General features: G+C 75.2%; 26 protein-coding genes and 5 tRNA genes. 14 read left to right on the top strand and 17 right to left on the bottom strand.

Going from position 1 to position 26,109, the window contains the following annotated elements; genetic code table 11:
- Positions 1–207 precede the first annotated feature (207 nt).
- The 4 genes from M2302_RS04940 to M2302_RS04925 are packed head-to-tail and all read left to right on the top strand — an operon-like array spanning position 208 to position 4,638.
- Positions 208–732, top strand: coding sequence for a PadR family transcriptional regulator (locus tag M2302_RS04940; protein ID WP_280836780.1), 525 nt, complete (start codon positions 208–210; stop codon positions 730–732).
- A complete protein-coding gene (locus M2302_RS04935) occupies positions 729–1,412 on the top strand; it encodes an ABC transporter ATP-binding protein (RefSeq protein WP_154936592.1) in 684 nt (227 codons plus the stop codon). Before M2302_RS04940 ends, M2302_RS04935 begins: the two co-directional genes overlap by 4 nt.
- Positions 1,409–3,697 carry an ABC transporter permease gene (locus M2302_RS04930; RefSeq protein WP_280836779.1) on the top strand — a complete coding sequence of 763 codons (2,289 nt, stop codon included), beginning with the start codon at positions 1,409–1,411 and terminating at the stop codon, positions 3,695–3,697. The genes M2302_RS04935 and M2302_RS04930 overlap by 4 nt, the downstream gene beginning before the upstream one ends.
- Before the next feature lie 56 nt (positions 3,698–3,753).
- Positions 3,754–4,638: an ABC transporter substrate-binding protein gene (locus M2302_RS04925; protein ID WP_280836778.1), complete on the top strand. Its 885-nt coding sequence runs from the start codon at positions 3,754–3,756 to the stop codon at positions 4,636–4,638.
- A 26-nt stretch (positions 4,639–4,664) separates the two neighbouring features.
- Here the strand turns inward: M2302_RS04925 and M2302_RS04920 are convergent, their stop codons facing one another.
- Entirely contained in the window at positions 4,665–5,639 is a 975-nt protein-coding gene (locus M2302_RS04920) for a helix-turn-helix domain-containing protein (protein WP_280836777.1), read from the bottom strand.
- An 88-nt stretch (positions 5,640–5,727) separates the two neighbouring features.
- Between M2302_RS04920 and M2302_RS04915 the strand changes: the two genes are divergently transcribed.
- The 5 genes from M2302_RS04915 (at position 5,728) to M2302_RS04895 (ending at position 10,861) form a co-directional block, all read left to right on the top strand.
- Positions 5,728–7,032: an MFS transporter gene (locus tag M2302_RS04915; protein ID WP_280836776.1), complete on the top strand. Its 1,305-nt coding sequence runs from the start codon at positions 5,728–5,730 to the stop codon at positions 7,030–7,032.
- A 113-nt stretch (positions 7,033–7,145) separates the two neighbouring features.
- Entirely contained in the window at positions 7,146–7,754 is a 609-nt protein-coding gene (locus tag M2302_RS04910; RefSeq protein WP_280836775.1) for a hypothetical protein, read from the top strand.
- A 99-nt stretch (positions 7,755–7,853) separates the two neighbouring features.
- Positions 7,854–8,534 carry a response regulator transcription factor gene (locus tag M2302_RS04905; RefSeq protein ID WP_210775238.1) on the top strand — a complete coding sequence of 227 codons (681 nt, stop codon included), beginning with the start codon at positions 7,854–7,856 and terminating at the stop codon, positions 8,532–8,534.
- 15 nt (positions 8,535–8,549) lie between these two features.
- On the top strand, positions 8,550–9,953 hold the full coding sequence (locus M2302_RS04900) for a sensor histidine kinase (RefSeq protein WP_280836774.1): 1,404 nt from the start codon (positions 8,550–8,552) through the stop codon (positions 9,951–9,953).
- Positions 9,950–10,861 carry a Gmad2 immunoglobulin-like domain-containing protein gene (locus M2302_RS04895; RefSeq protein WP_280836773.1) on the top strand — a complete coding sequence of 304 codons (912 nt, stop codon included), beginning with the start codon at positions 9,950–9,952 and terminating at the stop codon, positions 10,859–10,861. The genes M2302_RS04900 and M2302_RS04895 overlap by 4 nt, the downstream gene beginning before the upstream one ends.
- Before the next feature lie 331 nt (positions 10,862–11,192).
- Here the strand turns inward: M2302_RS04895 and M2302_RS04890 are convergent, their stop codons facing one another.
- The 7 genes from M2302_RS04890 to M2302_RS04860 all read right to left on the bottom strand — a co-directional run bounded on the left by M2302_RS04890 (position 11,193) and on the right by M2302_RS04860 (position 13,966).
- Positions 11,193–11,987: a group I intron-associated PD-(D/E)XK endonuclease gene (locus tag M2302_RS04890; RefSeq protein ID WP_280836772.1), complete on the bottom strand. Its 795-nt coding sequence runs from the start codon at positions 11,985–11,987 to the stop codon at positions 11,193–11,195.
- 59 nt (positions 11,988–12,046) lie between these two features.
- Positions 12,047–12,118: transfer RNA gene (locus tag M2302_RS04885), tRNA-Gln, on the bottom strand.
- 34 nt (positions 12,119–12,152) lie between these two features.
- Positions 12,153–12,225 (bottom strand) — tRNA-Arg (locus M2302_RS04880).
- A gap of 37 nt (positions 12,226–12,262) precedes the next feature.
- Positions 12,263–13,462 (bottom strand): RtcB family protein, encoded by a 1,200-nt coding sequence (locus M2302_RS04875; protein WP_280836771.1) that lies wholly within the window; start codon positions 13,460–13,462, stop codon positions 12,263–12,265.
- A gap of 142 nt (positions 13,463–13,604) precedes the next feature.
- Positions 13,605–13,676: transfer RNA gene (locus M2302_RS04870), tRNA-Gly, on the bottom strand.
- A 14-nt stretch (positions 13,677–13,690) separates the two neighbouring features.
- Positions 13,691–13,763: transfer RNA gene (locus tag M2302_RS04865), tRNA-Glu, on the bottom strand.
- A 130-nt stretch (positions 13,764–13,893) separates the two neighbouring features.
- Positions 13,894–13,966: transfer RNA gene (locus M2302_RS04860), tRNA-Trp, on the bottom strand.
- Positions 13,967–14,322: 356 nt separating this feature from the next.
- On the opposite strand from M2302_RS04860, the gene M2302_RS04855 reads away from it, so the two are divergent.
- The gene (locus M2302_RS04855) at positions 14,323–14,952 is read left to right on the top strand and encodes a DUF6058 family natural product biosynthesis protein (RefSeq protein ID WP_280836770.1); all 630 of its coding nucleotides are present in this window, start codon (positions 14,323–14,325) and stop codon (positions 14,950–14,952) included.
- On the opposite strand, the gene M2302_RS04850 is transcribed toward M2302_RS04855, so the two are convergent.
- Positions 14,941–15,636 carry an NAD(P)H-binding protein gene (locus M2302_RS04850; RefSeq protein WP_280836769.1) on the bottom strand — a complete coding sequence of 232 codons (696 nt, stop codon included), beginning with the start codon at positions 15,634–15,636 and terminating at the stop codon, positions 14,941–14,943. The two genes, M2302_RS04855 and M2302_RS04850, sit on opposite strands and share 12 nt — an antisense overlap.
- 87 nt (positions 15,637–15,723) lie before the next feature.
- On the opposite strand from M2302_RS04850, the gene M2302_RS04845 reads away from it, so the two are divergent.
- The gene (locus M2302_RS04845; RefSeq protein WP_280836768.1) at positions 15,724–16,371 is read left to right on the top strand and encodes a TetR/AcrR family transcriptional regulator; all 648 of its coding nucleotides are present in this window, start codon (positions 15,724–15,726) and stop codon (positions 16,369–16,371) included.
- Here M2302_RS04845 and M2302_RS04840 read toward each other — a convergent pair.
- Together M2302_RS04840 and M2302_RS04835 are read right to left on the bottom strand one after the other, a co-directional pair.
- Positions 16,337–16,513, bottom strand: coding sequence for a hypothetical protein (locus M2302_RS04840; protein WP_280836767.1), 177 nt, complete (start codon positions 16,511–16,513; stop codon positions 16,337–16,339). The two genes, M2302_RS04845 and M2302_RS04840, sit on opposite strands and share 35 nt — an antisense overlap.
- Before the next feature lie 6 nt (positions 16,514–16,519).
- Positions 16,520–16,933 carry a VOC family protein gene (locus tag M2302_RS04835; RefSeq protein WP_154936580.1) on the bottom strand — a complete coding sequence of 138 codons (414 nt, stop codon included), beginning with the start codon at positions 16,931–16,933 and terminating at the stop codon, positions 16,520–16,522.
- Positions 16,934–17,024: 91 nt separating this feature from the next.
- Here M2302_RS04835 and M2302_RS04830 point away from each other — a divergent pair, with 91 nt between their 5' ends.
- From M2302_RS04830 to M2302_RS04820, 3 genes are all read left to right on the top strand, one after another.
- Entirely contained in the window at positions 17,025–18,140 is a 1,116-nt protein-coding gene (locus M2302_RS04830; protein ID WP_280836766.1) for a WYL domain-containing protein, read from the top strand.
- 9 nt (positions 18,141–18,149) lie between these two features.
- On the top strand, positions 18,150–19,334 hold the full coding sequence (locus tag M2302_RS04825) for a spore photoproduct lyase family protein (RefSeq protein ID WP_280836765.1): 1,185 nt from the start codon (positions 18,150–18,152) through the stop codon (positions 19,332–19,334).
- Between the two features lie 80 nt (positions 19,335–19,414).
- A complete protein-coding gene (locus tag M2302_RS04820; protein WP_280836764.1) occupies positions 19,415–20,236 on the top strand; it encodes an alpha/beta hydrolase family protein in 822 nt (273 codons plus the stop codon).
- Between the two features lie 40 nt (positions 20,237–20,276).
- Here the strand turns inward: M2302_RS04820 and M2302_RS04815 are convergent, their stop codons facing one another.
- The 6 genes from M2302_RS04815 to M2302_RS04790 all read right to left on the bottom strand — a co-directional run bounded on the left by M2302_RS04815 (position 20,277) and on the right by M2302_RS04790 (position 26,054).
- Entirely contained in the window at positions 20,277–20,777 is a 501-nt protein-coding gene (locus M2302_RS04815) for a DinB family protein (RefSeq protein WP_247659226.1), read from the bottom strand.
- Positions 20,778–20,913: 136 nt separating this feature from the next.
- Positions 20,914–21,705: a M15 family metallopeptidase gene (locus tag M2302_RS04810; RefSeq protein WP_280836826.1), complete on the bottom strand. Its 792-nt coding sequence runs from the start codon at positions 21,703–21,705 to the stop codon at positions 20,914–20,916.
- A 107-nt stretch (positions 21,706–21,812) separates the two neighbouring features.
- Complete coding sequence (locus tag M2302_RS04805; RefSeq protein WP_280836763.1) at positions 21,813–23,072, bottom strand: serine hydrolase; 1,260 nt, start codon at positions 23,070–23,072, stop codon at positions 21,813–21,815.
- A gap of 105 nt (positions 23,073–23,177) precedes the next feature.
- Positions 23,178–23,966 carry a peptidylprolyl isomerase gene (locus M2302_RS04800; RefSeq protein ID WP_280836762.1) on the bottom strand — a complete coding sequence of 263 codons (789 nt, stop codon included), beginning with the start codon at positions 23,964–23,966 and terminating at the stop codon, positions 23,178–23,180.
- A gap of 74 nt (positions 23,967–24,040) precedes the next feature.
- Positions 24,041–25,276, bottom strand: a complete 1,236-nt coding sequence (locus M2302_RS04795) for a serine hydrolase (protein WP_280836761.1) — start codon at positions 25,274–25,276, stop codon at positions 24,041–24,043.
- A 43-nt stretch (positions 25,277–25,319) separates the two neighbouring features.
- Entirely contained in the window at positions 25,320–26,054 is a 735-nt protein-coding gene (locus M2302_RS04790; protein WP_280836760.1) for a MerR family transcriptional regulator, read from the bottom strand.
- Positions 26,055–26,109 lie beyond the last annotated feature (55 nt).

Here is a 26,109-nt window from a genome sequence, read left to right as displayed (position 1 = left end):
TCGCGGCGGTCACGCCGGGGATTGAAACACTGACATGTATCAATCTCCCGGTCAACCGGCCGAACGGTGTCACAATCCCGGCCCGTCGACGGGCGCGCCCATCCCCCGCGCCAGGAAAGCCCCGACGACCTGCGGGGACGCGGCTGCCGGCGGAGTAGCCACCCCGCGTACACACCGCGCGTATACTCGGTGTGTATAGTCGCCGACATGTCCATCGGTCAGACCTTCCTCGGCCTGCTGGAGGAGACTCCCCGGCACGGCTACGACATCAAACGCCTCTACGACGAGCGCTTCGGCCACGCCCGGCCGCTGGCCTACGGCCAGGTCTACGCGACCCTGTCCCGGCTGCTGCGCAGCGGCCTGGTCCAGGTGGAGGCGGTCGAGCCCGGCGAGGGCCCCGATCGCAAGCGGTACGCGATCACCGAGGCGGGCGTGACCGACGTCCAGCGGTGGCTGGCCACGCCGGAGAAGCCCGAGCCCTACCTGCAGAGCACCCTCTACACCAAGGTGGTGCTGGCGCTGCTGACCGACCGCGGCGCGGCCGACCTGCTCGACGTGCAGCGCGCCGAGCACCTGCGGCTGATGCGGGAGCTCACCCGCCGCAAGCGCGACGGCGACCTCGCCGAGCAGCTGATCTGCGACCACGCCCTGTTCCACCTGGAGGCGGACCTGCGCTGGCTCGAGCTGACCGCCGCCCGCCTCGACGAGCTGGCCGCGGAGGTGCGCAAGTGAACCCCACCCCGCTGCTGGCCGCCGAGGACCTGCACCGTCGCTTCGGCGCCACCGTGGCGCTGGCCGGCGCGTCGCTGCGCGTCGACCCCGGCGAGGTGGTGGCCGTGATGGGGTCCTCCGGCTCCGGCAAGTCGACCCTGCTGCACTGCCTCGCCGGCATCGTCCGCCCGGACGGCGGTCGGGTCCGCTACGACGGGCGGGACCTGGCCGAGCTGTCCGACGCCGAGCGCAGCGCCCTGCGCCGGGAGAGCTTCGGGTTCGTGTTCCAGTTCGGCCAGCTGGTGCCCGAGCTGACCTGCCTGGAGAACGTGGCGCTGCCGCTGCGGCTGGCCCGGGTCGGCCGCCGGGAGGCCGAGCGCCGGGCGCTGGACTGGCTCACCCGGGTCGAGGTGGCCGAGGTGGCGGGCAAGCGGCCCGCCGAGGTCTCCGGCGGCCAGGGGCAGCGGGTCGCGGTGGCCCGGGCACTGGTCGGCCGCCCCCGGGTGGTCTTCGCCGACGAGCCGACCGGCGCGCTGGACTCGCTCAACGGCGAACGGGTGATGCGGCTGCTCACCGGGGCCGCCCGGGAGACCGGCGCGGCCGTGGTGCTGGTGACCCACGAGGCGCGGGTGGCCGCGTACTCCGATCGGGAGGTCGTGGTGCGCGACGGCCGCACCCGCGATCTCGAGGCGGTCGCGTGAGCGCCGGCGGACGCTTCCGGGGCGCGGCGGCCGACCTGGCGATGGGCGCCCGGATGGCGGTCGGCGGTGGCCGCGACGGGTGGACCCGGGCGGTGCTCACCGCGCTCGGCGTCGGCATCGGCGTGGCGCTGCTGCTGCTCGCCGCGTCGGTGCCCGGCGCGCTGGACGCCCGCCAGGCGCGCGGCGACGCCCGCGACGACCTGCGGATGGGCCAGGAGCTGGCGCCGGCGGCGAACACGCTGCTGGTGTCCATGGTGGAGACCGAGTTCCGGGGCCGCCCGGTACGCGGCCGGCTGGTGCGTCCGGAGGGACCCGACGCGCCCGTCCCGCCAGGGTTGACCCGGCTGCCCGCGCCCGGCGAGGCGGTGGTCTCCCCCGCCCTGCGGGACCTGCTCGACTCCCCCGACGGCGCGCTCTTCGCGCCCCGCCTGGGCGGGGCCCGGGTCACCGGCACCATCGCCGACGACGGTCTGGCCGGCCCCGGCGAGTTCGCCTTCTTCGCCGGCGACGACCGGCTGAGCACCGAGCGGGGCGCCACCCGGCTGGACCGCTTCGGCGGCGGGCTGCCCGGGGAGGGCTTCGGGCCGGTGCTGCTGCTGCTCGTCGCGGTCATCTTCGTGGTGCTGCTGCTGCCCATCGCCGTCTTCCTCGGCGCCGCGGTGCGCTTCGGCGGCGAGCGGCGCGACCGGCGCCTGGCCGCGCTGCGCCTGGTCGGCGCCGACGCGGTGATGATCCGACGGATCGCCGCCGGCGAGGCCGCCGCCGGCGCGCTGCTCGGGGTCGCCGTCGGGGGCGCGCTGTTCGCCCTCGGCCGCCAGCTCGTGCCGCTGGTCACCCTCTTCGACCTCAGCGTGTACGCCTCGGACGTCCGCCCGCCCCTGCCGCTGGCGGCGATCGTCGCCGTCGCCGTGCCGGCGCTGGCCGTGCTGGTGTCCATGGTGGCGCTGCGCGCGGTCGTGGTGGAGCCGCTCGGGGTGACCCGGCGCGGCGTGCCGGCACGCCGCCGGCTGTGGTGGCGGCTGCTGCTGCCGGTCGTCGGCCTCGCCCTGCTGTACCCGCTCACCGGCATCCGGAACGACGGCTCCGCCACCACCCGCTACCAGGTGGCGGCCGGCGCCGTGCTGCTGCTCGTCGGCACGGTCACCCTGCTGCCCTGGGCGACGGAGCTGCTGGTCCGCCGGCTGCGGGGCGGGCCGGTCGGCTGGCAGCTCGCGGTGCGGCGGATGCAGCTGGACAGCGCCACCTCCGCCCGGCTGGTCAACGGCATCGCCGTGGCGGTGGCAGGCACCATCGGGCTGCAGATGCTCTTCGCCGGGGTGGCCCGGGAGTTCACCACCACGACCGGGCAGGACACCTCCCGGGCGCAGGTCCAGGTCCAGCTGCCGGCCGGCCCGGACACCGCCGGGGCAGTCCACCGGCTGGCCACCGCCGCCGGGGTCACCGGAGCGAACAACACCCTCATCACCACCGCGGCCGCGGACGGCGTGGAGAACGCCCTGGTGGAGGTGCGGGTCGGCGACTGCGCCGCGCTGGCCGAGTTCGCCCGGCTCGACCGCTGCGCCGACGGCGACACCTTCCTGGCGCGCGCGCCGGACGGGCCCACCGTCGCACCCCGCGCGACGCTGATCGTCGACGGGACGTCGCGGTGGCAGGTGCCGGCCGACGCTCGCAGCGTCCCGTCCCGGCCCACCCCGGCCGGCTGGGAGCAGAGCGCGGTGCTCATCACCCCGGCCGCGCTGGGCGGGGCGACGCTGGGCGAGCTGCGCGGCGAGGTGTTCCTGCGGCTCGACCCGGACGCGCCGGACGCGGTGGAGCACGTCCGCAACGCCGCCGCGACGATCGACCCGACCATGGCGGTCACCACGCTGACCGCGGTGCGGGAGAGCGACCGGTTCGCCGACGTCCGGCGTGGCCTCTACATCGGCGTGGTGGTCACGCTGCTGCTGATCGCCGCGAGCATGCTCGTGGGCACCCTGGAACAGCTGCGGGAACGCCGCCGGCTGCTGGCCATGCTGGTCGCCGTCGGCACCCGCCGTACCACCCTCGGCTGGTCGGTGCTCTGGCAGACCACGGTGCCCGTGCTGGTCGGGCTGGCGCTCGCGGTGGTCTTCGGGCTCGGCCTCGGCGCCGTGCTGCTGCGCATGGTGCAGGCCCCGGTGACGGTGGCGTGGCCCGTCGTCGGGCTCTCCGTCGCGCTCGGCGCGCTGACCGTGCTGCTGGTCACCGGGCTGAGCCTGCCCATGCTGCTCCGGCTGACCCGGCCGGACGGGCTGCGTACCGAGTGACCGCCTCCCCCGGGGCCGCACCGCGCCGCGCAGGCGGCCCCGGGCAGGATCGGGCCATGCGCCTGGTCTCCCTGCTGCCCTCCGCGACCGAGATCGTCTACGCCCTCGGCCTCGGCGCGGACCTGGTCGGGGTGACCTTCGAATGCGAGGTGCCGGCCGCCGACCGGGCCGGCAAGACCGTGGTCGTCGGCGGCACGGACACCCGGGGCATGACCCCGGGCCAGATCGACGCGCACGTCCGGGCCCGACTCGCCGCCGGCGCCGACCTCTACACCCTGCACGCCGACGCGCTCGCCGGGCTGGACCCCGAGCTGATCCTCACCCAGGACCTGTGCCGGGTCTGCGCCCTGCCCTCCGGACACGTCGCCGACGCCCTCGACCACCTGGGCTGCCGCGCCGACGTGCTCTCGCTCGACCCGTACACCCTGGACGAGGTGCTGGCGAGCATCCTCGCGGTGGGCGACGCCGCCGGCGTACCGGAGCGGGCGCGGGCGCTGGTGGACGGTCTGCGCGACCGGCTCGCGGCGGTCGCGGCGGCGGTCGGCGACCGGCCACGGCCCCGGGTGGCGGTGGTGGAGTGGACCGACCCGCCGTTCACCGCCGGACACTGGATCCCCGACCTGGTGAGCGCCGCCGGCGGCGAGCCGGTGGCCACCCGTCCCGGCGCCCGCTCGGTGCAGGTGCCCTGGTCCGAGCTGCGTGCCGCGTCGCCGCAGGTCGTGCTGGTCACCCCCTGCGGTTTCCGCCTCGACGGCGCGGTCGGCCAGGCCGAGGCGGTGGCGGAGCATTTCCCGGGCACACCGGTCTGGGCGGTCGACGCCGACGGACTGGTCGTCCGCCCCGGCCCGCGGCTGGTCGACGGCGTCGAGGCGATCGCCGCCGTCCTGCACCCGGACGCGGTGCCCGCCCCGCCCGCCGGCACGGTGGCCCGGGTGGCCTGACGGCCCGGCCCGGCGCGACCCCCGGGTCAGCCCGCCCCGGCGAGCAGCGCCTCCGCCGAGGTGGTCCGCGCGTAGAGCAGGAACCGGCCGACCCGGTGCGTGCCCACCAGACCCGCGTCCCGCAGCGCGGTGAGGTGCTGCGAGACCGTGCCGGGGGCCAGCCCGCAGCGGCGCGCCAGCTCGGTCGTCGAGGACGGCACGGCCAGCTCGTGCAGCAGCGTGGCCCGGGTACGGCCCAGCACCCGGCTCAGCGCCTCGCCCGGCGGCAGCGCGGCGCGTTCCCAGAGCGTCGCCACCGCCCCCGCCGGGTAGCGCAGGGTCGGCTGCCCGGACGCCTCCACCAGGTTCGAGAACGGCCGCGGCCAGGTGAAGACCGACGGCACCAGCAGCACCCCGCGACCGTCCAGCCGCACCGATCCGGCGGTCGTCAGGTGCTCGACCAGGAGCGTGCCGTCGTCCCAGGACACGTAGCGGTCGAGGTGGTTGAGCAGGCCCCGCACCCCGTCGACGGCCATCCGGCGGGCGCCGAGCAGCACCTCCCGCTCCAGCAGGGTCCGCATCCGCGGCCAGTACGGGGCGAGCGCGACGTCGGCGTAGCCGCGGATCTGCGCGGCGAGGTCGGCCAGCCCGGCCTCCGGGTCCGCGCGCAGGGCGGCCGTCCGGGGTGTGGGCGGCACCGGATCCCGGTCGAGGCAGGCACGGACCACCTCCGGCGGGGTCGCGGCCAGCGCGGCCAACTCCAGGTCGAGGGTGGGCCCGGTGGTGGTCGGCGGTGGACAGACGAACGACGGGATCACCACGGTGGGGACCGGCACCAGGTCGGCCAGCAGCCCCCACCGCACCGCCGCCAGCCGGGGCACCACCTGGCGCGCCCAGGGCAGGTGCGCGGGAAAGCCGGCCGGGTTCTTGACGATCCGTACGCTGGCCACCACCTCCCACAGCGGCGACACGGCGAACCTGGTGTTGGCCAGGTCCGCCACCGACAGCGCGGCGCGCAGCACCCCTCGTCCCCCGTCCTCTCGTCGCCCACGGATTTGCCCTGGGCCGAATTCATCGACCCCGGACCGGGCGTCCGGGCACCGTACCGGCATGATCACCCACCCGCGCCCGACCGCCCGCTGGTCCCGCGCCTTCCGTCAGTTGTACGCCGTCAGCGTCGTCGGTGGCATCGGCCAGCAGGTGGCCCTGCTGGCCGTCCCGGTGCTCGCCGTCGACGTCCTGCGCGCCACCCCCGGACAGGTGGGCCTGCTGGGCGTGCTCGGCACCGCGGCCTTCCTGCTGATCGGCCTACCCGCCGGGGTCTGGGTGGACCGGGCCGACCGCCGCACCGTCATGATCTTCGCGGATCTCGTCCGGTCCGCGCTGTTCGCCTCGGTCCCGGTGGCCTGGTGGGCCGGTTGGCTGACCATCGGGCAGCTCTACCTCGTGGTCCTGCTCGCCGGGGCCGGCACGGTCTTCTTCGACGTCGCCGAGCAGAGCTACCTGCCGGCGGTGGTCGGCCGGCAGCGGCTGGTGGCGGCGAACTCGCTGCTGGTGAGCACCGGCGCGACCATCCAGATCGGTGGGCGGGCCCTCGGCGGATTCCTGGTGCAGCTGCTCAGCGCGCCGGTGGCCCTGGTGCTCAACGCCCTCGCGTACCTGGTCTCCGCGCTGGTCCTGACCCGGCTGCGACCGGACGCCGCGCCGGCCCGGCGGGCCGCCCGGCGCGACGGCTTCGGCCGCCAGCTCGCCGAGGGGGTACGGCACGTGCTGGGCAACCCGCTGCTGCGGCCGCTGGTGCTCTCGCTGGCGAGCATCAACCTCACGGTCAACGTGATGACCACCATGCTGCCGGTGGTCTTCCTCCGCGAGCTGGGACTCGGCGCCGGGGCGCTCGGGCTGTTCCTCGGCGCCGGCGGGGTCGGGGCGCTGCTCGGGGCGGTGACCGCCCGGCCGCTGGCGGACCGGATCGGCCACGGTCGGGCGCTCTGGCTGCCCGGGCTGATCGTGGCACCGCTGGGCGCGCTGGTGCCGCTGCTGGACACCGGTCCGGTGCTCTGGCTGGCCGGGTTCGGCTGGCTGGCCACCGCCTGGCGCACCGGGATCGGCAACGTCATCGGGGTGAGCCTGCGCCAGCGCTGCACCCCGGACGCGCTGCTCGGGCGGATGAACGCGGTGTTCCGCTTCCTGCTGTTCGGCGCGATCGCGGTCGGCGCCGCCCTCTCCGGCCTGCTCGGCCAGTACGCCGGTGTCCGCACGGCGCTCTGGCTCGGCGCCGCGGGTGCCGCGCTGACCTGGCTGCCGATCTTCTGCTCCCCGCTGCGCGCCCTCGTCGAGCCGCCGACGGTGGCGTCACCGCCGGGGCCGGCCACCGTCGCCGACGCCTCCGCGCCGCCGGCCCGGACCGGCCGTTGAGGACTGTTACCCCGCTGTTACGCCCCGGTGGGACGGCTGTGGCGGATCGGCCCGACCGTCGAAGTCGAACCGGTCCACCGAACGGACCGGACGGAACAGGCAGGGAGGACACCATGCGATCCACGAAGACACTGGGGGCGGTGGCGGCGATCATGCTCGCCGTCCTGCTCACCGCCGCCACGGCGGCCACCGCGGGAGCGCGGCCCACGACCACCGGCACGCAGGTCGCGCCCCGGGCGGTCACCGGCGCGCCGTACTGCGGGATCACCTGGGGCAGCCTGGAGAAGACGACCGGCCCGCTCAGCAGCGCCCCGCTGACCCAGGTGCGTACCGGTCGGCACGACTGCTACGACCGGGTGGTGTTCGAGTTCGCCGGCCCGGTGAGCGGCTACTCGGTCGCCTACGGCGAGACCTGGACCGAGGGCGAGGGGCTGGCACTGTCGCCGTACACCGCCGGGGACGCGCTGCTGCGGGTGTCGCTGCGGGCGCCGGCGTACGACGACCGGCATGTCGCCACCGTCCCGTACCGGGTCGGCGAGCACGCCGCGAACGTCCTGCGCTACTCGACGCTGCGGGACGTCGTCTTCGCCGGCAGCTTCGAGGGCTACACCACCTTCGCGGTCGGGGTGCGGGCCCGGCTGCCGTTCCGGGTGTTCGTGCTCGCCGGCCCCGGCACGCACAGCCGGATCGTGCTGGACGTCGCGCACCAGTGGCAGGAATGACCAGCCGTCGGGGCGGGGGTCCGGCGTCGACCGGCCCCCCGCCACCGGCCGTTGCGGCAGGACCGTCCGATGACCTCCCGGGGCTACCCTGAGGACGTCATGGACGGCCGCGTGCTGCTGGTCGAGGACGATGCCTCCATCAGGGAGGTCACCGCCCTCGGTCTGCGGCGGGCCGGCTTCCGGGTCAGCACCGCGGTCGACGGCCGCGCCGCGCTGGCCGCCTGGCGGGCCCAGCCGGTCGACCTGGTGGTCCTCGACGTGATGCTGCCCGGCCTCGACGGGCTGGAGGTGTGCCGGGAGATCCGGCGCACCAGCGCGGTGCCGATCCTGATGCTCACCGCCCGCACCGACACCATCGACGTGGTCGTCGGGCTGGAATGCGGCGCGGACGACTACCTGCGCAAGCCGTTCGACCTGCCGGAACTCGTCGCGCGGGTACGCGCCGGGTTGCGCCGGGCCAGCGCCGTCGTCGAGGAGACCATCCTGACCGTCGGCGGGCTGGAGATCGACCCAAACCGGTTCGTCGTCCGCAAGGCAGGCCGGGAGCTGACCCTGACCGCCACCGAGTTCCGACTGCTGCTGGAGCTGGCCCGCCGGCCCGGCCAGGTGTTCACCCGCGAGCTGCTGCTGGACCGGGTGTGGAACCACTCCCACCTCGGCGACTCCCGACTGGTCGACGTGGCGGTGCAGCGGCTGCGCGCCAAGGTGGAGGACGATCCCGCCGAGCCCCGGCTGGTCCGCACGGTGCGCGGTGTCGGCTACAAGCTCGCCACGGCATGACGAGAGGATGGCGCGATGGCCACGGGCGCCGTACCGCCGGGTCGGCTCCGCCGCCGGTTGACGGTGGCGTTCGTCCTCGTCGCCGGGGTCTCCGCCGGGGTGCTCGCCGGCGGGTCGTACCTGATGCTGCGGCAGGCCCGGCTGGACGGCTCGGTGCAGCGGGCAGCGGCCGACGCCCGCTACCAGCTCGTCCTGGCCGGGCAGTTCGTGCCGCTGACCGACACCCGCCGCGCCGAGCTGCTGACCAGCTTCGAGGGCAGCGGCCGGCACGTGCTGCTGATCTCCGGTGACACCCGCGCGTCCCACCCCTCGTACGCCCCCACCCCCGGCCCGCAGCTGCGGGCCGCCGTCGCCGACGGGCAGCTCGGCTACGAGCGGCTGGACGGCGCCGGCGGACGGCACCTGCTGGTGGTCGGCGGACGGATCCCCGGCTCGACCGCCGAGCTGTACGCCGTCACCGACGAGAGCGACCTGGTCGGCGGGCTGGACCAGCTGCGCACCGCGCTGGCGGTCGGCTGGCTGGCGGTGGTGGCGCTCGCCGCGGGCGTCGGGCACTCCCTGGCCCGGCGCACCCTCGAACCGGTGGGCCGGGCCAGCCGGGCCGCCCGGGCGGTGGCGGAGGGGCTGCTGGCGACCCGGCTGCCGGTGCGCGGCCGGGACGAGTTCAGCGACTGGGCGGCCGCGTTCAACGACATGGCGCAGGCGCTCCAGACGAAGATCGACGACCTGTCCCGGGCCGAGGCGCGGGAGCGGCGGTTCACCGCCGACGTCGCGCACGAGCTGCGTACCCCGGTCACCGCCCTGGTGGCGGCGGCCTCGCTGCTGGCCGACCGGCTCGACACGCTGCCCGACGACTCCCGCCGCGCCGCCGAGCTGCTGGTCGCCGACGTGGTACGGCTGCGCACGCTGGTCGAGGAGCTGATGGAGATCTCCCGGCTGGACGCCGGCCGGGAGGCGGTCAGCCTGGCGTCGGTGACCGCCCTCGCCCCGCTGCGCGACCTGGTCGCGGCGCACGGCTGGGCCGGCCGGGTCGTCGTCGCCGGCGACGAGGCCGTCCTGCGCACCGACCCGCGCCGGCTGGAACGGGTGCTGGCCAACCTGGTCGGCAACGCCGTCACGCACGGCCAGGGCGAGGTCCGCGCGAGCGTGACCCGGGCCGGCCCGCTGCTCGTGTACGAGGTGAGCGACCAGGGGCCGGGGATCGCCGCCGAGCACCTGCCGCACGTGTTCGACCGCTTCTACAAGGCCGACCCGGCGCGCTCCGGTCGGGGCAGCGGGCTCGGCCTGGCCATCGCCCGGGAGAACGCCCGGCTGCTCGGCGGCCGGCTCACGGTCCGCAGCACCCCCGGCGTCGGCACCACCTTCCAGCTGGCGCTGCCGGTGACCCCGCCCGACGCCGACGCGGGAGGAGAACCGTGAACCGGCTGCCCGCCCTGCTCGCCGCGCTCGCGCTGCTGCTCGCCGGCTGCGCCGACGCCCGATCGGGCACCCTCGGACCGGCCCCGCGCGCCGCCGCGCCCGGCACCGCCACCGCCCCGGTGACCGCCCCCACCGCCCCGTCGGGCACCCCGACCGGCGTCCCCGGGCCCACCGCCACCCGGTCGACCGGGCCGGTGACGCCGCCCCGGACTCCGACGCCGTCGCCGGCCGGCACCGGCAGCGTGACCGTGCAGCTCTGGTTCGCCCGGGCCGGGGTGGTGGTGCCGACCCGGCGTACCCGACCCGCCACCGTCGCCACCTCCCGGCTGGCGCTGGCGGAACTGGCCGCCGGACCGACCTCCGCCGAGGCCGCCGCCGGCCTGGCCACCCTGGTCCCCGCCGGCGTCGAGATGGTCCGGATAGCCGAGGGCACCGCCACCGTCGCCCCGCCGGAGTCCTTCGCCGACACCGACGCCCGGACGCTGCGGCTGCGGCGGGCGCAGGTGGTCTGGACGCTCACCCAGTTCCCCACCGTGCGCCGGGTGGCCTTCGCCGGTAGTGGCGTCGTGCTGGCCCGCACCGACCTCGCCGACCTGCTGGCCCCGATCGTGGTCACCGAGCCGGCGATCGGCCAGCGGGTCGCCGGGCCGGTCACCGTCGCCGGCACCGCCGACGTGTACGAGGCGACCGTCTCGATCCGGATCCTCGACGGCAGCGGCCGGGTGGTCGGCACCGGCTTCACCACCGCCACCTGCGGCAGCGGCTGCCGGGGCGACTACCGCGGCGGGGTCGCCTATCGGTTGGCGACCGCCGGCCCCGGCACCGTCGAGGTGTACGAGGTGTCGCCCCGCGACGGCTCCCGGACCCACGTGGTGGCCGTGCCGGTGCTCCTGGCCGCCACCGGCTGACCGACCGGCACTGCGGATGAGTCGCCGGACCCGGGGTCGAACCGGGCGGGCCACCGTTATGAGCAGCGGCTGGGCCCACGCCCTCCGGCGAGGACCACAGTGGATGGCATCCGTGGAGACCAAGGCGGGAATCAAACCCACGTGTAGTTTTTGCGGATCGCCCCATGGCCACTCGGACACCCGGTCTGCCGCAGCACCGACCGAGCGCGCAACATCGCCGTCTGGCCTTCCGGACGGCGGGTGTCCTTGCCCTGCTCGCAGCACTGGCAGGTGCCGGCCACAAGGGCGGTGCTCTGGCCGCTGAGCTACGCCGGCAAGACGCAACTACTGGCTACACCCGAAACTCCTCGTACCTCTCGCCCATGTTGGCCGTGCTGCGCCGTCCAATCACTTCGTACGGCAGCACATACATCGAGCCGTCGCCAAGGACGACGAAGAAGTAGTCGATCTCGTCGGGTTCGTATGGTGCCGACCGGAAGTAACCGGTGGATGTCCGTCCCGGCTGCTGGTTGTCGTAGACAGTCCGGGTGAACTTCACGGTACGGCTCGTTGTCGTCGACGACTTCACCTGGATCCGATCGAGGCCGTTCGGCGAGTCGACGATGAGGTCGTAGATCGCAGGCTCTACCGGCAGCGAAACGACGTAGGCCCGCTCCGAGAACCAAGCGATTGCCTTACCTGTCGCTGCGACCCGCAACCGCTCGGGAGTTGGGTCGGCCGTAAACGTGGGCTCGTTGGTGAACGGTGTCAAGCCGTTGAACCCGCGTCCTCGGAAGTGCTCGACCGATAGACCTAGCGCGTCGATGCGGGCCGCCAGTCGCGACCTCCACCCGCCTTGGCGGGAGTTCGCGTACCCGATCTCTAGCGCGAGGTGGTTCCACGACCGGCACTGCGGCACCAACTCCCGTAGTCGGTCATCACTCACGGCCTCAATCACCGGCCGCCGCTGCCCGTTTCCGTAGAGGTGGCTGTAGTCCAGCCCAAGGGCTTCGGCACGGTCGCGCAGGCTCTTGAAGGTCTTGCCTCCGATGGGAACGGACAGCGTTTCGCATACGTCCTTCCAGGATCGCGCGCCAGGAAGGGCATTGCGAAGCCCTTCGTCTGTCCATGTGCGCGGTCTTGGCATAGCCCAATGATGTCCCAAACCGCCTAAACAAGAGGCGGAATGGGCTACGAGGGCTCGTGCTGCGAGCGGAGGACTCGAACCTCCATCGACCGATCCAGAGTCGGCTGTGCTGCCGGTTGCACCAGCTCGCAAGGGTTCCGTTCCGCCGGTGGCGGATACGGACCGTGCCCCGACCAGGACTCGAACCTGGGATCTCCCGCTTCGTAGACGGGCGCTCTCTCCGCTGAGCCACCGGGGCGTACGACCGGCGCCTCCCCCCGGGGGCGCCGGCCGGCCTAACCCTTCACGCAGACCACCTGCTTGAGGTGCGCCACCACCTCGACCAGGTCGTCCTGCTGCGCCATCACCTTGGTGATGTCCTTGTACGCGCCGGGAATCTCGTCGACCACCCCGGCGTCCTTGCGGCACTCCACCCCGGCGGTCTGCCGGACCAGGTCGGCGGTGCTGTACGTCCGCTTCGCCTGCCCCCGCGACATCCGCCGCCCGGCGCCGTGCGACGCCGAGCAGTACGCGTCCGGGTTCCCCTTGCCGCGCACGATGTACGAGCCGGTGCCCATCGACCCCGGGATGATGCCCAGGTCCCCCCGACCGGCCCGGATCGCGCCCTTGCGGGTCACCAGCACGTCCACCCCGTCGTAGCTCTCCTCCGCCACGTAGTTGTGGTGGCAGCTGATCGGCTCCCCGTAGGCGACCTGCGGGAACTGCTCCCGGACCACGCCGCAGAGCAGTGCCAGCATGACCGCGCGGTTGCGCCGCGCGTACTCCTGCGCCCACCAGAGGTCCCGGCGGTAGGCGTCCATCTCCGGGGTGCCGGCGAGGAACACCGCCAGGTCGCGGTCGGGCAGGTCGGTGTTGTGCGGCAGCTTCCGCGCCACCCCGATGTGCCGCTCGGCGAGTTCCTTGCCGATGTTGCGGGAGCCGGAGTGCAGCATCAGCCAGACCTGGCCGGCGTCCGGCCCGCCCTGCTCGACGCAGACCTCGATGAAGTGGTTGCCGCCACCGAGGGTGCCCATCTGGTGCTGGGCCCGGCTCTCCAGCTGCGCCACCTTGCGGTCCAGCTCGCCGAACCGCTTCCAGAAGGCGTCCCAGCCGGCCTGCTCCAGGCCCCGGATCCGGCGCGGGTCGATCGGGTCGGTCCGCTTGGCGAAGCCGACCGGGACGGCTGCCTCGATCGCCGCGCGCAGCGGCGCCAGGTCGTCCGGCAGGTCGGCCGTGGTGAGCGAGGTACGCACCGCGGACATCCCGCAGCCGATGTCCACGCCGACCGCCGCGGGCGAGACGGCCTGCCGCATCGCGATGACGGAGCCGACCGTGGCGCCCTTGCCGAAGTGCACGTCGGGCATGACCGCGACGCCCTGCACCCAGGGCAGCGCGCCGATGTTGCGCAGCTGCTGCGCGGCCTGCGGCTCGATGCCGTACGGGTCGGTCCAGACCCGTACCGGCGCCCGGGTGCCCGGCAGCGGGGTGAATGCCATCGTCTTCTCCTGGTGTCGTGGCGTCCCGCCCCGGGTGGGGCGGCGGAAGGCTCGTGGACCGCCCGGGAATCGAACCCGGCCGGAGTGGCTTGCAAGGCCTCTCTGCGCCCCAGCGCGCAGCCCGTGGGATGGGAGTGTTTTGAGCGGCTGGCCGGATCCGAACCGGCGATCTTCGCCATGGCGAGGCGACGCGCTTCCACTGCGCCACAACCGCGTGTCGTCACTACGTAGGCCGTACGGGGCTCGAACCCGTAACCTCCCGGCTGAGAACCGGGTGAGCTGCCAGTTGCTCCAACGGCCCGTGCGGAGTGCTGGTCGCACCCCGTGTCGTACCCGGCCGACGCGCTCGCGGCGCCGGCCGGGTTCGTACTCATGCCATCCACTGTGGAGTTGAGAAGAAGCGACGTCGCCGGCGGTGCCGGGACATGAGGCAGGGGTGACAGGAGTCGAACCTGCAACCGTCGGGTTTGGAATCCGGTGCTCTTCCGGTTGAGCTACACCCCTCGGACGGGTGCCGGGTGACGAAAAAGCCGCCCGTTCCCCGGTGGGGTGGGCGGCTGCGCTGTCGCGCTGGCGCTATCCGCGCCGCCACCCTCGTCGCCAGCCACACCGGCCCTGGAGCAGGCCCCGGGCTCGTTCGCCCGCGGGCAGCATGGCACCGCCGCGCGGCATGGACCGCGTGGTCTCGGTGCTGGTCTGCTGCTGCACGGCGGGCTCCCCGGAGTGATCGGTGTGACGTTGCGGCATTGACGGTAGGCGAGGCCTCCCGATGCCCGCAACGGATATTCCGAGAATCCTTCGGCGGCTGCCGAACGATTCCGCCGCTACCGTCGCAGCCCGATGCGAGGAAGGGGACGTCGATGGGGTTGGCGGAGCAGGTGGCCGAACGCTTCCGGGAGGTCAACGGGGACCATCCAATGACGGCGGCCGACGACGCGTACGTCGACGCGCAGTTCGTCGTCCTCGAGGAGCTCTGCGCGGCGCACGGACGCGACGTCGACGCCGTACGCCGGCTGATGCTGGACCGGCGGTTGCCGCTGCCGGGCTACCTGCGCTCGGACGGCGCGCAGATGGTGCCGGCGGACTTGTTCTCGCTGGCCGACCGGGCGGGCGGGCCGGCGGCGCTGCGGGCCTGGTTCACCGCGCACTGGGCGGAGCCGGGGCAGGGCGCGGAGGAGTGGGACGCCTACCTCAGCGGCCGGTACGTGTGCCTGCGGTCGGTGACGCCGGAGACGATCCGGCGCAAGGACGAGCTGACCGCGGCCATCCACGCAGCGGTGGACCGGCCGGAGCCCGGCGCGGGGTGGGCGCGACGGTTGCACGCGCTGGTGGACGAGTTGGACCGACTGGAGCCGGCCTTCACCGGCTACGACCGGCTGCGCTTCGGCGGCCCGACCTCCCGGGACAGCTGCGTCGACGCGGTGCGGGCTCGCTTTCCCCGCCGGCCGACCGGAGGGCGCGCACCCGGCCCGGCCGGCTCAGCGGGGTGATCGCAGGATCTCGTCGCGGACGAGCTGGACGAGGCCGGGCTGCACGGCGGTGGTGGCGACGCCCATCGCCCGGCGGGGGAAGCGCCGCTCGTCCAACTCGCGCAGCATGGCGGCGGCAAGGTCGGCCCGGGCGGTGAACACGCCGTCCGCGCTGCCGTCGGCGACGAGATGGTCGGTGACCGTGGGATGTTCGAAGAGGCCGGACGGGCGCACGATCGTCCAGTCCAGGTCGCTGGCCCGGACCACCTCCTCCATCCGCCGCATGTCCTGGTGCACCTGCCGGACCAGCACCCGGTTGACGTAGGGGTCGAGGACGTGGTTGAAGAAGAACGCGTTGCTGGGTCGCCAGCCGGGGTCCAGCACGCTGGAGCTGACCACCATCAGCCGCCGTACGCTGTGGCGTCGCATCGCGGTGACGACGGCGGTGGCCGCCGCCGAGTAGGTGGTGACCGGTTTCCGGCTGGGCGTGACGCCGAGCGCGGAGAGCACGACGTCGGCGCCGGCGACCGCCGGTTCGATCGCGGCGGGGTCGGTGGCGTCGGCGGCCACCACGGTGAGGTGGTCGTGCCGGGGCAGTCCCCGGGGGCGACGGCTCACCGCCGTGACGTGCTGGCCGGCGGCGAGGGCCTGGCCGGTGAGCTGCCGGCCGGTGGGTCCGCTGGCGCCGATGACGACGATGCGCATGTGTCCACTCCTCCTCCGGGACGCGGGCGGTCCGGGTCCCTCGGTCCGCGTTGACACTGCGGGTCCCGGGCGGCATGTTCAACGGTGATGAATAAATCCCGAGGACGTCCACGTGGCAATCCGCCGACCCGCGCGCGCATCGCGGAGGCGGCGCGGACGCTGTTCCTGGAACGGGGCTACCACGGCACCACGCTGCGGGCGGTGGCCGCCGCGGCCGGCGTCGACCAGGCCCTCGTCAGTTACCACTTCGGTTCCAAGCAGGGCCTGTTCGGCGAGGTGATGCGGGTGCACTGCGCGCAGTCCCGGGCGCTGGCCGAGGCGCTGCCGGGTGACCCGGCCGGGCTGGCCGACCGGCTGCTGCAGGCGGTGGTGACCCTGTGGGACGACGCCTCCGCCACGGGCGAGCCGGCGCCGGACGACCAACTCCTCGGCCTGGTGCGCGAGTACCTGGACCGGGAGGTGCTGGTCCGGCTCGCTGAATTCCTCGGCGGCCCCGACGCGACCGAGCGCGCCACCGCGGCGGTCACCGTGATCGGCGGGCTGATCTACACGCGGTACCTCAATCCGCTCCCGGCCGCGTCCGGCCTGTCCGCCGCCGACGTCCGGCGGATCCTCGGTCCGGCACTGCGCGCGGCGCTGGCGCCCCGGCACCGGCCCGGCCGTCTCCGGCCGCCCGTGCGCGGCGCAACGGGACACCCGCTCAGCCGGGAATCGCGGTCCCTGTCGGTGGGGTGAGCAGGCGGCGCATCACCGACGGGGGCAGTGCCGGGTTGGCCGCCACGGCCTCCACCACCGCCGGGTGGTGGAGGAGCAGGTCCCGCAGGTCGACGGGGAGGGCCGGGTTACGGGCCAGCCCGGCCAGCGCCTCGTCCGTCACCCCCGGTCATGATCGCTTCGCGAGCATCTCAAGGTAGTGCGGGTTGGTCATCACGCCCAGCACGTTTCCGAACGGGTCCACCACGGACGCCGTGACGAACCCGGCACCGCGCTCCCGGATCGGGTCGTGCTCGCGGGCGCCGGCCGCCAGCAACCGGGCCACGGTGGCCGGCAGGTCGTCGACGTGCCAGTAGACGACCGCTCCGCCCGGGCCGGTCGTCGCGCCGGGCGGGGCGTACCGGCTGTCGATCAGGCCGAGTTCGTGCTGGTGGTCGCCGAGGCGGAACTCGTAGTACCCGGGCCGCCCGTCGGCGCCGGCCCGCTCGAAGTACGGCTCGACGCCGAGCAGGTCGGCGTACCAGGTCTTCGCGGCCGGCAGGTCGTCGGCCCAGAAGCTGACGGTGGCGATGCCTCGCAGCATGGTGGTTCCTCTCCTCGATTGGTTCCTCGCCACGAACGCTACGAGGGATTGCGGAAGGTGCGGTTCCGCAATTGCGGGCAGACTGTCCGGCATGGTGGAGACGTCGGTGCGGTTGCTGCGGCTGCTGTCGCTGCTCCAGTCCGGGCGGGACTGGCCCGGTGGTGAACTGGCCGCCCGGCTGGGCGTGACGACGCGGACGGTGCGCGCCGACATGGAGCGGCTGCGCGCCCTCGGCTACCGGGTGGACTCCCGCCCGGGGGCGGCGGGCGGCTACCGGCTCGGGCGGGGCAGCGCCCTGCCGCCGCTGCTGCTCGACGACGAGGAGGCGGTGGCGGTCGCCGTCGGCCTGCGGGCCGCCGCGGCGGGCTCGGTCACCGGCATCGAGGAGACCTCGCTGCGGGCGTTGGCCAAGCTGGAGCAGTCGCTGCCGTCCCGGCTGCGGCACCGGGTGGACGCGCTGCGGACGGCCACGGTCTCGGCGGCCGGGGGCGGTCCGACGGTGCCGGCGGCGACGCTGACCGAGGTCGCCGCGGCGATCCACCGGCGGGAGCGGCTGCGCTTCGACTACGTCCGGCGCGACGGCGCCGACAGCCGGCGGGCGGTGGAGCCGCACCGGCTGGTCTACACCGGACACCGCTGGTACCTGTTGGCCTGGGATCCGCAGCGGGCGGACTGGCGGACGTTCCGCGCGGACCGGATCCGCCCGCGATCGCCGAACGGTCCGCGCTTCGCGCCTCGGGAGGTGCCCGAGGCCGAGGTCGACTGGCGGGTGCGGCGGGGCGTCGGCTCCGTCGCGTGGCGGCACCGCGCGCGGGTACGGCTGCACGCGCCGGCGGCCGTGGTCGCCGCGCTGCTCACCCCCGCGGCCGGCCTGCTGGAGCCGCTCGACGAGGGCACCTGTCTGCTGGAGACGGGCGGGCACTCGCTGCCCGACCTGGCCGGCTTCCTGGGCAGCCTGGACGTCGCGTTCGAGGTGCTCGACCCGCCGGATCTGCGGGAACTGCTCGCCACCCTGGCCGCCCGCTACGCGGCAGCGGCCGCCGGCGCCGGACCACTCCCCCGCACCGGCGACGCCGCCCCGCCCGGACAGAGCACCGGCGACGCCGCCCCAGCCGACGCCGCCGACGCGGGTACGCGCGGGCCGAGGCCCCGGCCCGCGCCGGACCGGTCGGCCGACCCGCCGTTGGTTCCGCCCGGGAACGGGTAACCGGCCCGGATGCAGCCGGACAGCGTGGACGTCGACGAGCCGCTGGCCGTGGGCGTACCCCCGGCTCCGCACGACGCGAGCGGCGAGCGGGTGCCGACCCGCGATCTGGCCGGGCTGGCCCCGCCGCCCCGACCGGCGCGGCGCTGGACGCCCCGGCGGGTGGTGGCCACCCCCGCGGCGCTGGACCATCCGCACGGGCGGCGCATCGTCGGGCGGGTCGAGGCGCTGGGCATCGAGGTCGAACGGTTGCGGGCGAACCGGCTGACCGGCGTGCGCGGGGAGACCGAGCGGGAGACGTACGCCCGGGCGAAGTCGACCCTGGCGATCGTGGTGAGTCCGCCGTCGCGCCGCCGGCTGCAACCGATCGCGCCCAGCGCGGACTGGCGGATCGACCTGGCGGAGGGTTGCCCGGCGCACTGTCAGTACTGCTATCTGGCCGGGTCGCTCTCCGGCCCACCGGTGACCCGGGTGTACGCGGACCTCGACGAGATCCTCGACGGCCTCGCCGAGTACGCCGGGCGGGGCACGGTGACCAGCCGGAACGCCCGGCGCGCCGAGGAGGGCACCACCTTCGAGGCGTCCTGCTACACCGATCCGCTGGCCCTGGAGCACCTGACCGAGAGCTGGCGGCGGGCGGTGGAGCACTTCGCCGGCTGGGACGCCCCGGTGCAGCTGCGCTGGACCACCAAGTACGACGACGTGGGTACCTTCGTCGGGCTGGCGCACGCGGGGCGTACGCGGGTGCGGTTCAGCGTGAACTGCCTGCCGGTGAGCACCCGCTTCGAGGGCGGTACGAGCCCGGTGCCGGCCCGGCTGGCCGCGCTGCGCCGGCTCGCGCTCGACGGCTACCCGGTGGGGCTGACCATCGCGCCGATCATCGCGCTGCCGGACTGGCGGACCCACTACGGCGACCTGCTCGGCATGGTCGCCGCCGCGGTGGCCGGGGTGCCGGGGCTGGACCTGACCGCGGAACTGATCACGCACCGGTTCACCCCGGGCAGCCGCGAGGTGCTGCTCGGCTGGTACCCGCGCACCCGGTTGGAGATGGACGAGGCGCGGCGCAGCCGCAAGCACGGCAAGTTCGGGGCGGTGAAGTTCGTCTACCCGCGCGAGACGATGACCGAGCTGCGCTCCTGGTTCACCGCCGAGCTGGCCGCCCGGGTGCCGGCCTGCCGGATCCTCTACTGGACCTGACGGCCCGGCACCGGCGACGGCCCCGGCACGCCGGGCGGCGGCGGTGGAATGGCCGGCGGCGGCGCGTAGCATCCACGCCCATGGCGCGGATCCGCTGTGACTTCTTCTCCGAGGCGCTGGGCATGGGGACGTCGATGACGGTGCTCCTGCCGGAGCGCACCTCGACGCAGATCGGCATGGCCGGCGCCGCCCCGGCCGGCGATCCGCCGGTGCTCTACCTGCTGCACGGCCTGACCGACGACGACACCATCTGGACCCGGCGCACCGCGATCGAGCGGTACGTCGCGCCGCTGGGCCTGGCCGTGGTGATGCCCCAGGCGGGGCGGAGCTTCTACGCCGACGAGGAACACGGCAACCGCTACTGGACGTTCCTCACCGAGGAACTGCCGCAGGTGTGCCGGTCGTTCTTCCGGCTCTCCGAGCGCCGGGAGGACACCTTCGTCGCCGGCCTGTCGATGGGCGGGTACGGCGCGGTGAAGTGGGCGCTGCGCCGGCCGGACCGGTTCGCCGCCGCCGCCAGCCTTTCCGGGGCGCTGGACGTGGCCCGCCGGCGGGACCACCCGACCCGGCCGGTCGACCCGGCCGTGTGGCACACCGTCTGGGGTGACCGGGACGTGCCGGGCGGCGACGACGACACGGTGGCGCTGCTCGGCCGGGCCGGCGCCGACCTGCCGGCGCTCTACGTCGCCTGTGGCACCGAGGACTTCCTCCACGAGGACAACGTGCGCTTCGTCGAGGCGGCACGGGCCCGGGACGTCCCGGTCACCGTGGACTTCTCCCCCGGCGACCACGACTGGGCGTACTGGGACGAAAAGATCCGCGACGTGCTGGCCTGGCTGCCGCTGCCCGGTGCGGGACGCACCGGTGCCGAGGCCCCGCCGGCGGGCAGCGCCCGGCACTGAGCCGGGACGCCGCACCGGCGACGGCGGGGCGGCAGGACGGTCACGCCCCGACGGAGCCGTCGATGCCCTCGCGGAGGAAGTCGGCGTGGCCGTTGTGCCGGGCGTACTCGTGGATCATGTGCAGCATCACCAGCCGCAGCGAGACGTCCTCACCCCACCGCGCCTGGTGCCCGGTGACGTCGAGGGACTCGGCCTCCCGCTCGATCCGGCGGGCGTGCTCCACCTCCCGCTGCCACACCTCGAACGCGTCCGGGCCGGTCGAGCCGGTCGGGTCGTACGCCTCCTGGAAGTCGCCGGTCGCCGACCAGATCAGCGGCACGTCCTCGGCGTCGATCACCCGCCGGAACCAGGTCCGCTCCACTTCGGCCATGTGCCGCAGCAGGCCGAGCAGGGTCAGCGTCGAGGGCGGCATGGACCGACGCCGCAGTTCCTCGTCGGACAGCCCCTGGCACTTCATCACCAGGGTCGCCCGGTGGAAGTCGAGGAACGCGCGCAGCGTCTCCCGCTCCCCGGCGCGCAGCGGCGGGCCGATCCGTTCCATCTCCACAACGGCTCCTCGGACGCGTTCGACGGGCCGGCGGTGACCGGCCCGTCGAGGGTTGGCAGGGGTCGGCGGGAAGCCTAGTCCCGGCGGGTCGCCCCCCTCGAAGGGATCATGGGACGCCTCCGGCCCGGGCTCAGCGCGGGCGCAGCGACGACACCGCCACCGGGAAGTCGAAGTACGTGTCCGGGTACGGCTCGTCGGCGAACCGGTAGTGCCACCACTCCCGGTCGTAGTTGACGAAGCCGGCCTGCTTCATCAGCCGGCGCAGCAGCTGCCGGTTCTCGCGGGGCGTGCCGGTGACCCGCGGGTCGTCGGTGTGGGCCCGGGGGTCGAAGCAGTCGAAGCCGGTGCCCATGTCGACGCCGCCGTCGGCGAAGCGTTGACCGGCCGGCGCGGTGCAGGCCACCAGCGGCTGCCCCGGCCGGTACGTGGCCCCGGGCGACGCCGGCACCGGGTCCAGGGTCAGGTCGAGGGTGCTGCCGCTGCTGTGCGAGGTGGGCGCGCCGATGTAGCCGTCGTCGAAGAGCTTCGACTTGGCGACGTGGGGGTAGAACTCGGCCTTCGTCTTCTCATCGGCGGGATCCTTCGCCCAGCGGACGAAGTCGTCGGCCGCCCGCTGGGGTCGGTAGCAGTCGTACACCCGCAGGCTGCGGCCCTGGGCACGGGCGGCGGCCTGCACCCGGCGCAGCGCCTCGGCCGCGGTGCGGGTGAGCAGGCAGAGCGGTTCGGGGTAGCCGTCGACCGGCCGGCCCACGAAGTTGTGCGCGGTGGCGTACCGGATGTCCACCGTGATGCTCGGGTCGACCTCGGAGAGCAGCACGAAGTCGGCCGGGGCGGGTGAGCCGCTCGGCGACGGCGTGACCGCGCTGGGCCGCGGTGCCGGGCCGGGAGGCCGCTGGCAGCCGGCGACCGCCGCCACCGCCAGCAGCAGGGCCAGCGCCCGGGCGACCCGCCGCGCACCGGACGGCGGCACCGCGCCGGGCCGCTCCCGGGACGCGGGTGTCACCGCGCGGGTGCGGGCCCGGGCGGACGTCACGCCCGGCGCCCCGCGGCCGCCCGCCGGCGACGCCGCCCGGCCAGCGCGCCGACGACCGTCGCCCCGAGCAGCAGCAGCGCCGCCCCGGCGAGCGGCCCGGGCCGCGCCCACCGGTATTCGAGCGGGTCCACCCGCGTCGGTCCGCCCGCCGCGGCCAGCGGCGGCGGGGTGCCGGTGGCCGTGGGCAGCGGCGAGGCCAGCTCACCGGGGCGTACCAGCCGGCCGACGGCGGCGGCGCGGGGCAGCGCGAAGCCCCAGTCCAGCAGCGCGGCGCCCTGCTCCCAGCCGCGCCGGTCGGTCGCCTCCGCGCCGAGCAGGGTCACCACCAGCCGCCGCCCGTTGCGCTCCGCGGCGCCGACATAGGTGTGCCGGGCCAGGTCGGTGAAGCCGGTCTTGCCGCCGAGCGCGCCCGGATAGCGGTAGAGCAGCTGGTTGTCGTTCTGGATCTGGAACGCCTTCTCCCGCAGCGCCGGCTGCGCGGGCACGACCGCCTCCCGGGTGGCGTCGTAGCGGCGGAAGTTGGCGTCGGCGAAGCAGGCCCGGGCGATCAGGGCCAGGTCGTAGGCGCTGGTGAACTGGCCGGGACCGTCCAGCCCGGAGGGGGTCACCGCGTGGGTCTGCAACGCGCCCAGGCGGTGGGCCTCCGCGTTCATCGCCCGGATGCCGCCGGCCTGTCCGTCGGGGCCGCCGCCGAGCCGGGCGAGCGCGTTGGCCGCCTCGTTGCCGGACTTCAGCAGCAGCCCCAGCCAGATCGTCTCGATCCGGTAGCGACCGCCCTCAACCAGCCCCACCGCGGAGCTGCCCGGTTCGATGTCGAGGTCCCCGGCGGTGACGGTGACGACCTGCCGCGGGTCGAGTCGGGGCAGCATGGTGGCGGCGAGCAGCAGCTTCTGCACGCTCGCCGGGGTGGCGTACTCGTGGGGCCGGCAGCCGCCGAGCACGGCGCCGCTGTCCAGGTCCGCGACCAGCCACGAGGTCGCCGGCACGGCCGGCGGCGCGGGCGACCCGGCGGGCGTCACCAGGCCCGGGGTGGCCAGGGCGGCCCCGCCGACGGCCCGTTGCGCCGGGTCCGCCCGGGGTGGCGCCGGCCGGGGCGGCCGGGACACCGAGGGTACGGGCGGGCACGGGCCGGTCGTGACGGCCCCGGTCCCGGTGGTGGCGGCAGCGGTGCGGGCGGGGGCGGCGACGGCCGGGGTGCCCGCCGGCGACAGCAGGACGGCGGCGACTGCGGCGACGATCCGACTGGTGACTCTCACTCTGTCGCACGGTAGTGAGGCGCGGCGGTCCGTTCCCCCCTTCCGCGGAATCACCGCCGGCGGGCGGGGCCGGGCCGCTAGGATCCCGGCCCCGCCGCGTCCGGGTCAGTGCCGCCGGGCGACCTCGCAGATCTCCACCGGCTGGGCGGGCGCGCCGTCGACCGGCGCCGGGTCCTCCGGGGTGGGCGCGATCCCGGCGGCGGCGATCCGGTCGAGCGTGGCGAGACCGGCCGCGTCGACCGAGCCGAAGACCGTGTAGTTGGGGCGCAGCGCCGAGTCGGCCTGCACCAGGAAGAACTGGCTGCCGTTGGTGTCCGGCCCGGCGTTGGCCATGGCCAGGGTGCCGCGCGCGTAGAGCCGGCGGACGCCGGTCGGGTCGGTCGGCGCCGGCGGCAGGTCGGTGGGCAGTTCGTCGGCGTACCGGTAGCCGGGGCCGCCCTCGCCGGTGCCGGACGGGTCACCGCACTGGAGCACCTTGAGCGTCGGGTACGCGGTCAGCCGGTGGCAGGGCGTGCGGTCGTAGAACTTGTGCCGGGCCAGGTGCAGGAAGCTCTGCACGGTGCAGGGGGCCTGCTCCCGGTCCAGGGTCAGCCCGATCGGGCCCTGGTTGGTGCGCAGGGTGACCCGCACGGTGCCCCGGTCCGGCGTACGCCGGGGGTCCGGGGGCAACGGCACCGGCCGGGCCGCGGGCTCGTCGGGCGTCTCGGTGTACGCGCACGGCCCGTTGGTCGTCCGCGGCGGCGCGGACGCATCGGTGCCCGGCGCGGCGACCGCGGCGGTGCCGCCGGCGACGACCAGCGCGGCCGAGGCCAGCGTCACGCCGGCGAGTCGGCGCAGCGCCGGGGCCACGGACAGCCGCGGCGGGGTGGCGGGCGGTCGGGGTTCGCTCGACACGTGGGGTCCTCCCTGGACTCGTGGTACCAGAAAGACCGGAGTCTATGGAGGCGTCGGCCGGTTGTCGACGCCGGTCAATCCCACTGGACCGCGCGCCGCCGGGGCCGGCGACGACGTCGCCCGATCGCCAGCAGGGCGGCGAGCAGCCCGACCAGCCCGGCCGAGCCGCCGACCACCGCCCCGCCGAGCCACTCCGGGGCGCCACCGGACGACCGGCCGGCGGCCACGGCCGCCCCCGCGTCCGGGGTCGCAGCGGCGCCGTCCTCGCTGACCTCCCCCGGCTCCACCAGCCGGCCCACCGAGGAGTCCGGCGGCAGCGAGAAGCCCCAGTCGAGCAGCCGGGCGCCCTGCTCCCAGGCCCGTACCGGCCGTCGTTCGGCGCCCAGCAGGGTGACCACCAGCCGCCGGCCGTTCCGCTCGGCCGCGCCGACGTAGGTGTGCCGGGCCAGGTCGGTGAAGCCGGTCTTGCCACCGAGCGCACCCGGGTAGTCGTAGATCAGCGGGTTCTCGTTCTGGATCTGGAAGCCGCGCTTGCGCAGGGCGGGCTGGGCGGGGATCTGGGCGCGTTCGGTCAGCGCGTACCGCCGGAAGGTGGGGTTGGCGAAGCAGACCCGGGCGATCAGCGCCAGGTCGTAGGCGCTGGTGAACTGGCCCGGGCCGTCCAGGCCGGACGGGGTCACCGCGTGGGTCTGCAACGCGCCCAGCCGGCGCGCCTCGGCGTTCATCTCCCGCACCCCGGCCTCCGCGCTGCCGGCGCCGAGCCGGGCCAGCAGGTTCGCCGCCTCGTTGCCGGACTGGAGCAGCAGCCCGAGCCAGACCGTCTCCACCGGGTACCGGCCGCCGACCAGCAGGCCCACCGCGGAGCTGCCGGGCTCGATGTCCAGGTCCTCGCGGGTCACCGTGGCCACCTGCTTCGGGTCCAGCTTCGGCAGCATGGTGGCGGCCAGCAGCAGCTTCTGCACGCTGGCCGGGGTGGCGTACTCGTGCGGGCCGCAGCCGCCGAGCACCGCGCCGCTGTCCAGGTCCGCGACCAGCCAGGAGGTCGCGGTGACCGGCGGCGGCGCGGGCGTGCCGGGCGGCACGACCAGGCCGGGGGTGGCCAGCGCCTCCCCGCCCACCGCGCGCTGCCCGGGCACCGGTTCCGGTGGGGTCGGGCGGGGCGGGCGGGTCACCGCCGGCGTCGGCAGCTTCGGGCAGGGCGCGGTCACGCCGGGAGCCACGGCCGTCGGCGGCGCGGCGTCCGCCGGGACGGCGGTCCCGGTGCTGAGGAGTACGGCGACGGTGGCGGCGGCCAGGGCCCGGGCTCTCATGGTGAGGCACCATACCGAGGCCGACCGGCGGGCCCGGCACGCCTCACCCGGGCAGCCCGGAGCCGGCGAGCCCGATCTCGGCGAGGTAGTCGTACAGGGCGGCCGAGGCGCGCAGCCGCCGCAGGCTGCGCCGGTGCAGGTCCTGCTCGCGCCGGGCCAGCTCGGCGTGCACCCGTTGGGGCCGGCCGCTGGTGCGCATCTCGTCGAGGACCGCCGTCACGATCTCGAAGGGGTAGCCGCCCCGGCGCAGCAGCGCGACGACCTGCGCGGCGCGCAGCTCCGCCGCGTCGTACAGCCGGTAGCTCGTGCCCGGTTCGCGCGCCGGCCGCAGCAGCCCCCGCTCCTCCCACAGCCGGAGCTGCGAGGTACGGACGCCGACCAGGTCCGCGACCTCGCCGATCCGGGCGCCGCGCCGGGGTGCGGGCACCACGACCGGCGGGCTGACCACCACCGTCTCGAAGGCGCCCAGGACGCGGCGGATCTCGGTTCGCTCGCGGTCCAGTTCGGCGTGGCCGGCGTCCAGCGCCGTCAGCGCCGCCGCCAGGTCGCCCCGGTGGACCGCGAGCATCACCTCCCGGGTACGCGCCCAGCCGTGCCCCTCGGCCATCCAGCGCAGCACGGCGAGCGCGCGCACGTGCGCGACGGTGAACACCCGGTAGCCGCTCGGGGTGCGCTCGACCGGTGGCAGGACCCCCTCGTCGAGATAGTTGCGCACCTGCTGGGTGGAGATCCCGGCGGTGGCCGCGACGTCGACCACCCGCAACCGCCCGTCCTTCACCGGGTCACCCTATCGCTTGCCACGTCGTTTGAGACTTTCCCTCCCACATCTCGCG

It is taken from the genome of Micromonospora sp. A200 (assembly GCF_029893845.1).
Taxonomy (GTDB): Bacteria; Actinomycetota; Actinomycetes; order Mycobacteriales; family Micromonosporaceae; genus Micromonospora; species Micromonospora purpureochromogenes.
This window is presented reverse-complemented; position numbering and strand designations above follow the sequence as displayed.

Bases quoted from the DNA above. Each gene is read 5' to 3' on its own strand.
- M2302_RS04845 (WP_280836768.1), top strand. From the start codon at position 15,724: ATGAATAAATCCCGAGGACGTCCACGTGGCAATCCGCCGACCCGCGCG.
- M2302_RS04910 (WP_280836775.1), top strand. From the start codon at position 7,146: ATGCGATCCACGAAGACACTGGGGGCGGTGGCGGCGATCATGCTCGCC.
- M2302_RS04875 (WP_280836771.1), bottom strand. From the start codon at position 13,462: ATGGCATTCACCCCGCTGCCGGGCACCCGGGCGCCGGTACGGGTCTGG.
- M2302_RS04850 (WP_280836769.1), bottom strand. From the start codon at position 15,636: ATGCGCATCGTCGTCATCGGCGCCAGCGGACCCACCGGCCGGCAGCTC.
- M2302_RS04825 (WP_280836765.1), top strand. From the start codon at position 18,150: ATGCAGCCGGACAGCGTGGACGTCGACGAGCCGCTGGCCGTGGGCGTA.
- M2302_RS04900 (WP_280836774.1), top strand. From the start codon at position 8,550: ATGGCCACGGGCGCCGTACCGCCGGGTCGGCTCCGCCGCCGGTTGACG.
- M2302_RS04855 (WP_280836770.1), top strand. From the start codon at position 14,323: ATGGGGTTGGCGGAGCAGGTGGCCGAACGCTTCCGGGAGGTCAACGGG.
- M2302_RS04890 (WP_280836772.1), bottom strand. From the start codon at position 11,987: ATGCCAAGACCGCGCACATGGACAGACGAAGGGCTTCGCAATGCCCTT.
- M2302_RS04815 (WP_247659226.1), bottom strand. From the start codon at position 20,777: ATGGAACGGATCGGCCCGCCGCTGCGCGCCGGGGAGCGGGAGACGCTG.
- M2302_RS04830 (WP_280836766.1), top strand. From the start codon at position 17,025: ATGGTGGAGACGTCGGTGCGGTTGCTGCGGCTGCTGTCGCTGCTCCAG.
- M2302_RS04925 (WP_280836778.1), top strand. From the start codon at position 3,754: ATGCGCCTGGTCTCCCTGCTGCCCTCCGCGACCGAGATCGTCTACGCC.
- M2302_RS04905 (WP_210775238.1), top strand. From the start codon at position 7,854: ATGGACGGCCGCGTGCTGCTGGTCGAGGACGATGCCTCCATCAGGGAG.
- M2302_RS04835 (WP_154936580.1), bottom strand. From the start codon at position 16,933: ATGCTGCGAGGCATCGCCACCGTCAGCTTCTGGGCCGACGACCTGCCG.
- M2302_RS04915 (WP_280836776.1), top strand. From the start codon at position 5,728: ATGATCACCCACCCGCGCCCGACCGCCCGCTGGTCCCGCGCCTTCCGT.
- M2302_RS04795 (WP_280836761.1), bottom strand. From the start codon at position 25,276: ATGAGAGCCCGGGCCCTGGCCGCCGCCACCGTCGCCGTACTCCTCAGC.
- M2302_RS04940 (WP_280836780.1), top strand. From the start codon at position 208: ATGTCCATCGGTCAGACCTTCCTCGGCCTGCTGGAGGAGACTCCCCGG.
- M2302_RS04820 (WP_280836764.1), top strand. From the start codon at position 19,415: ATGGCGCGGATCCGCTGTGACTTCTTCTCCGAGGCGCTGGGCATGGGG.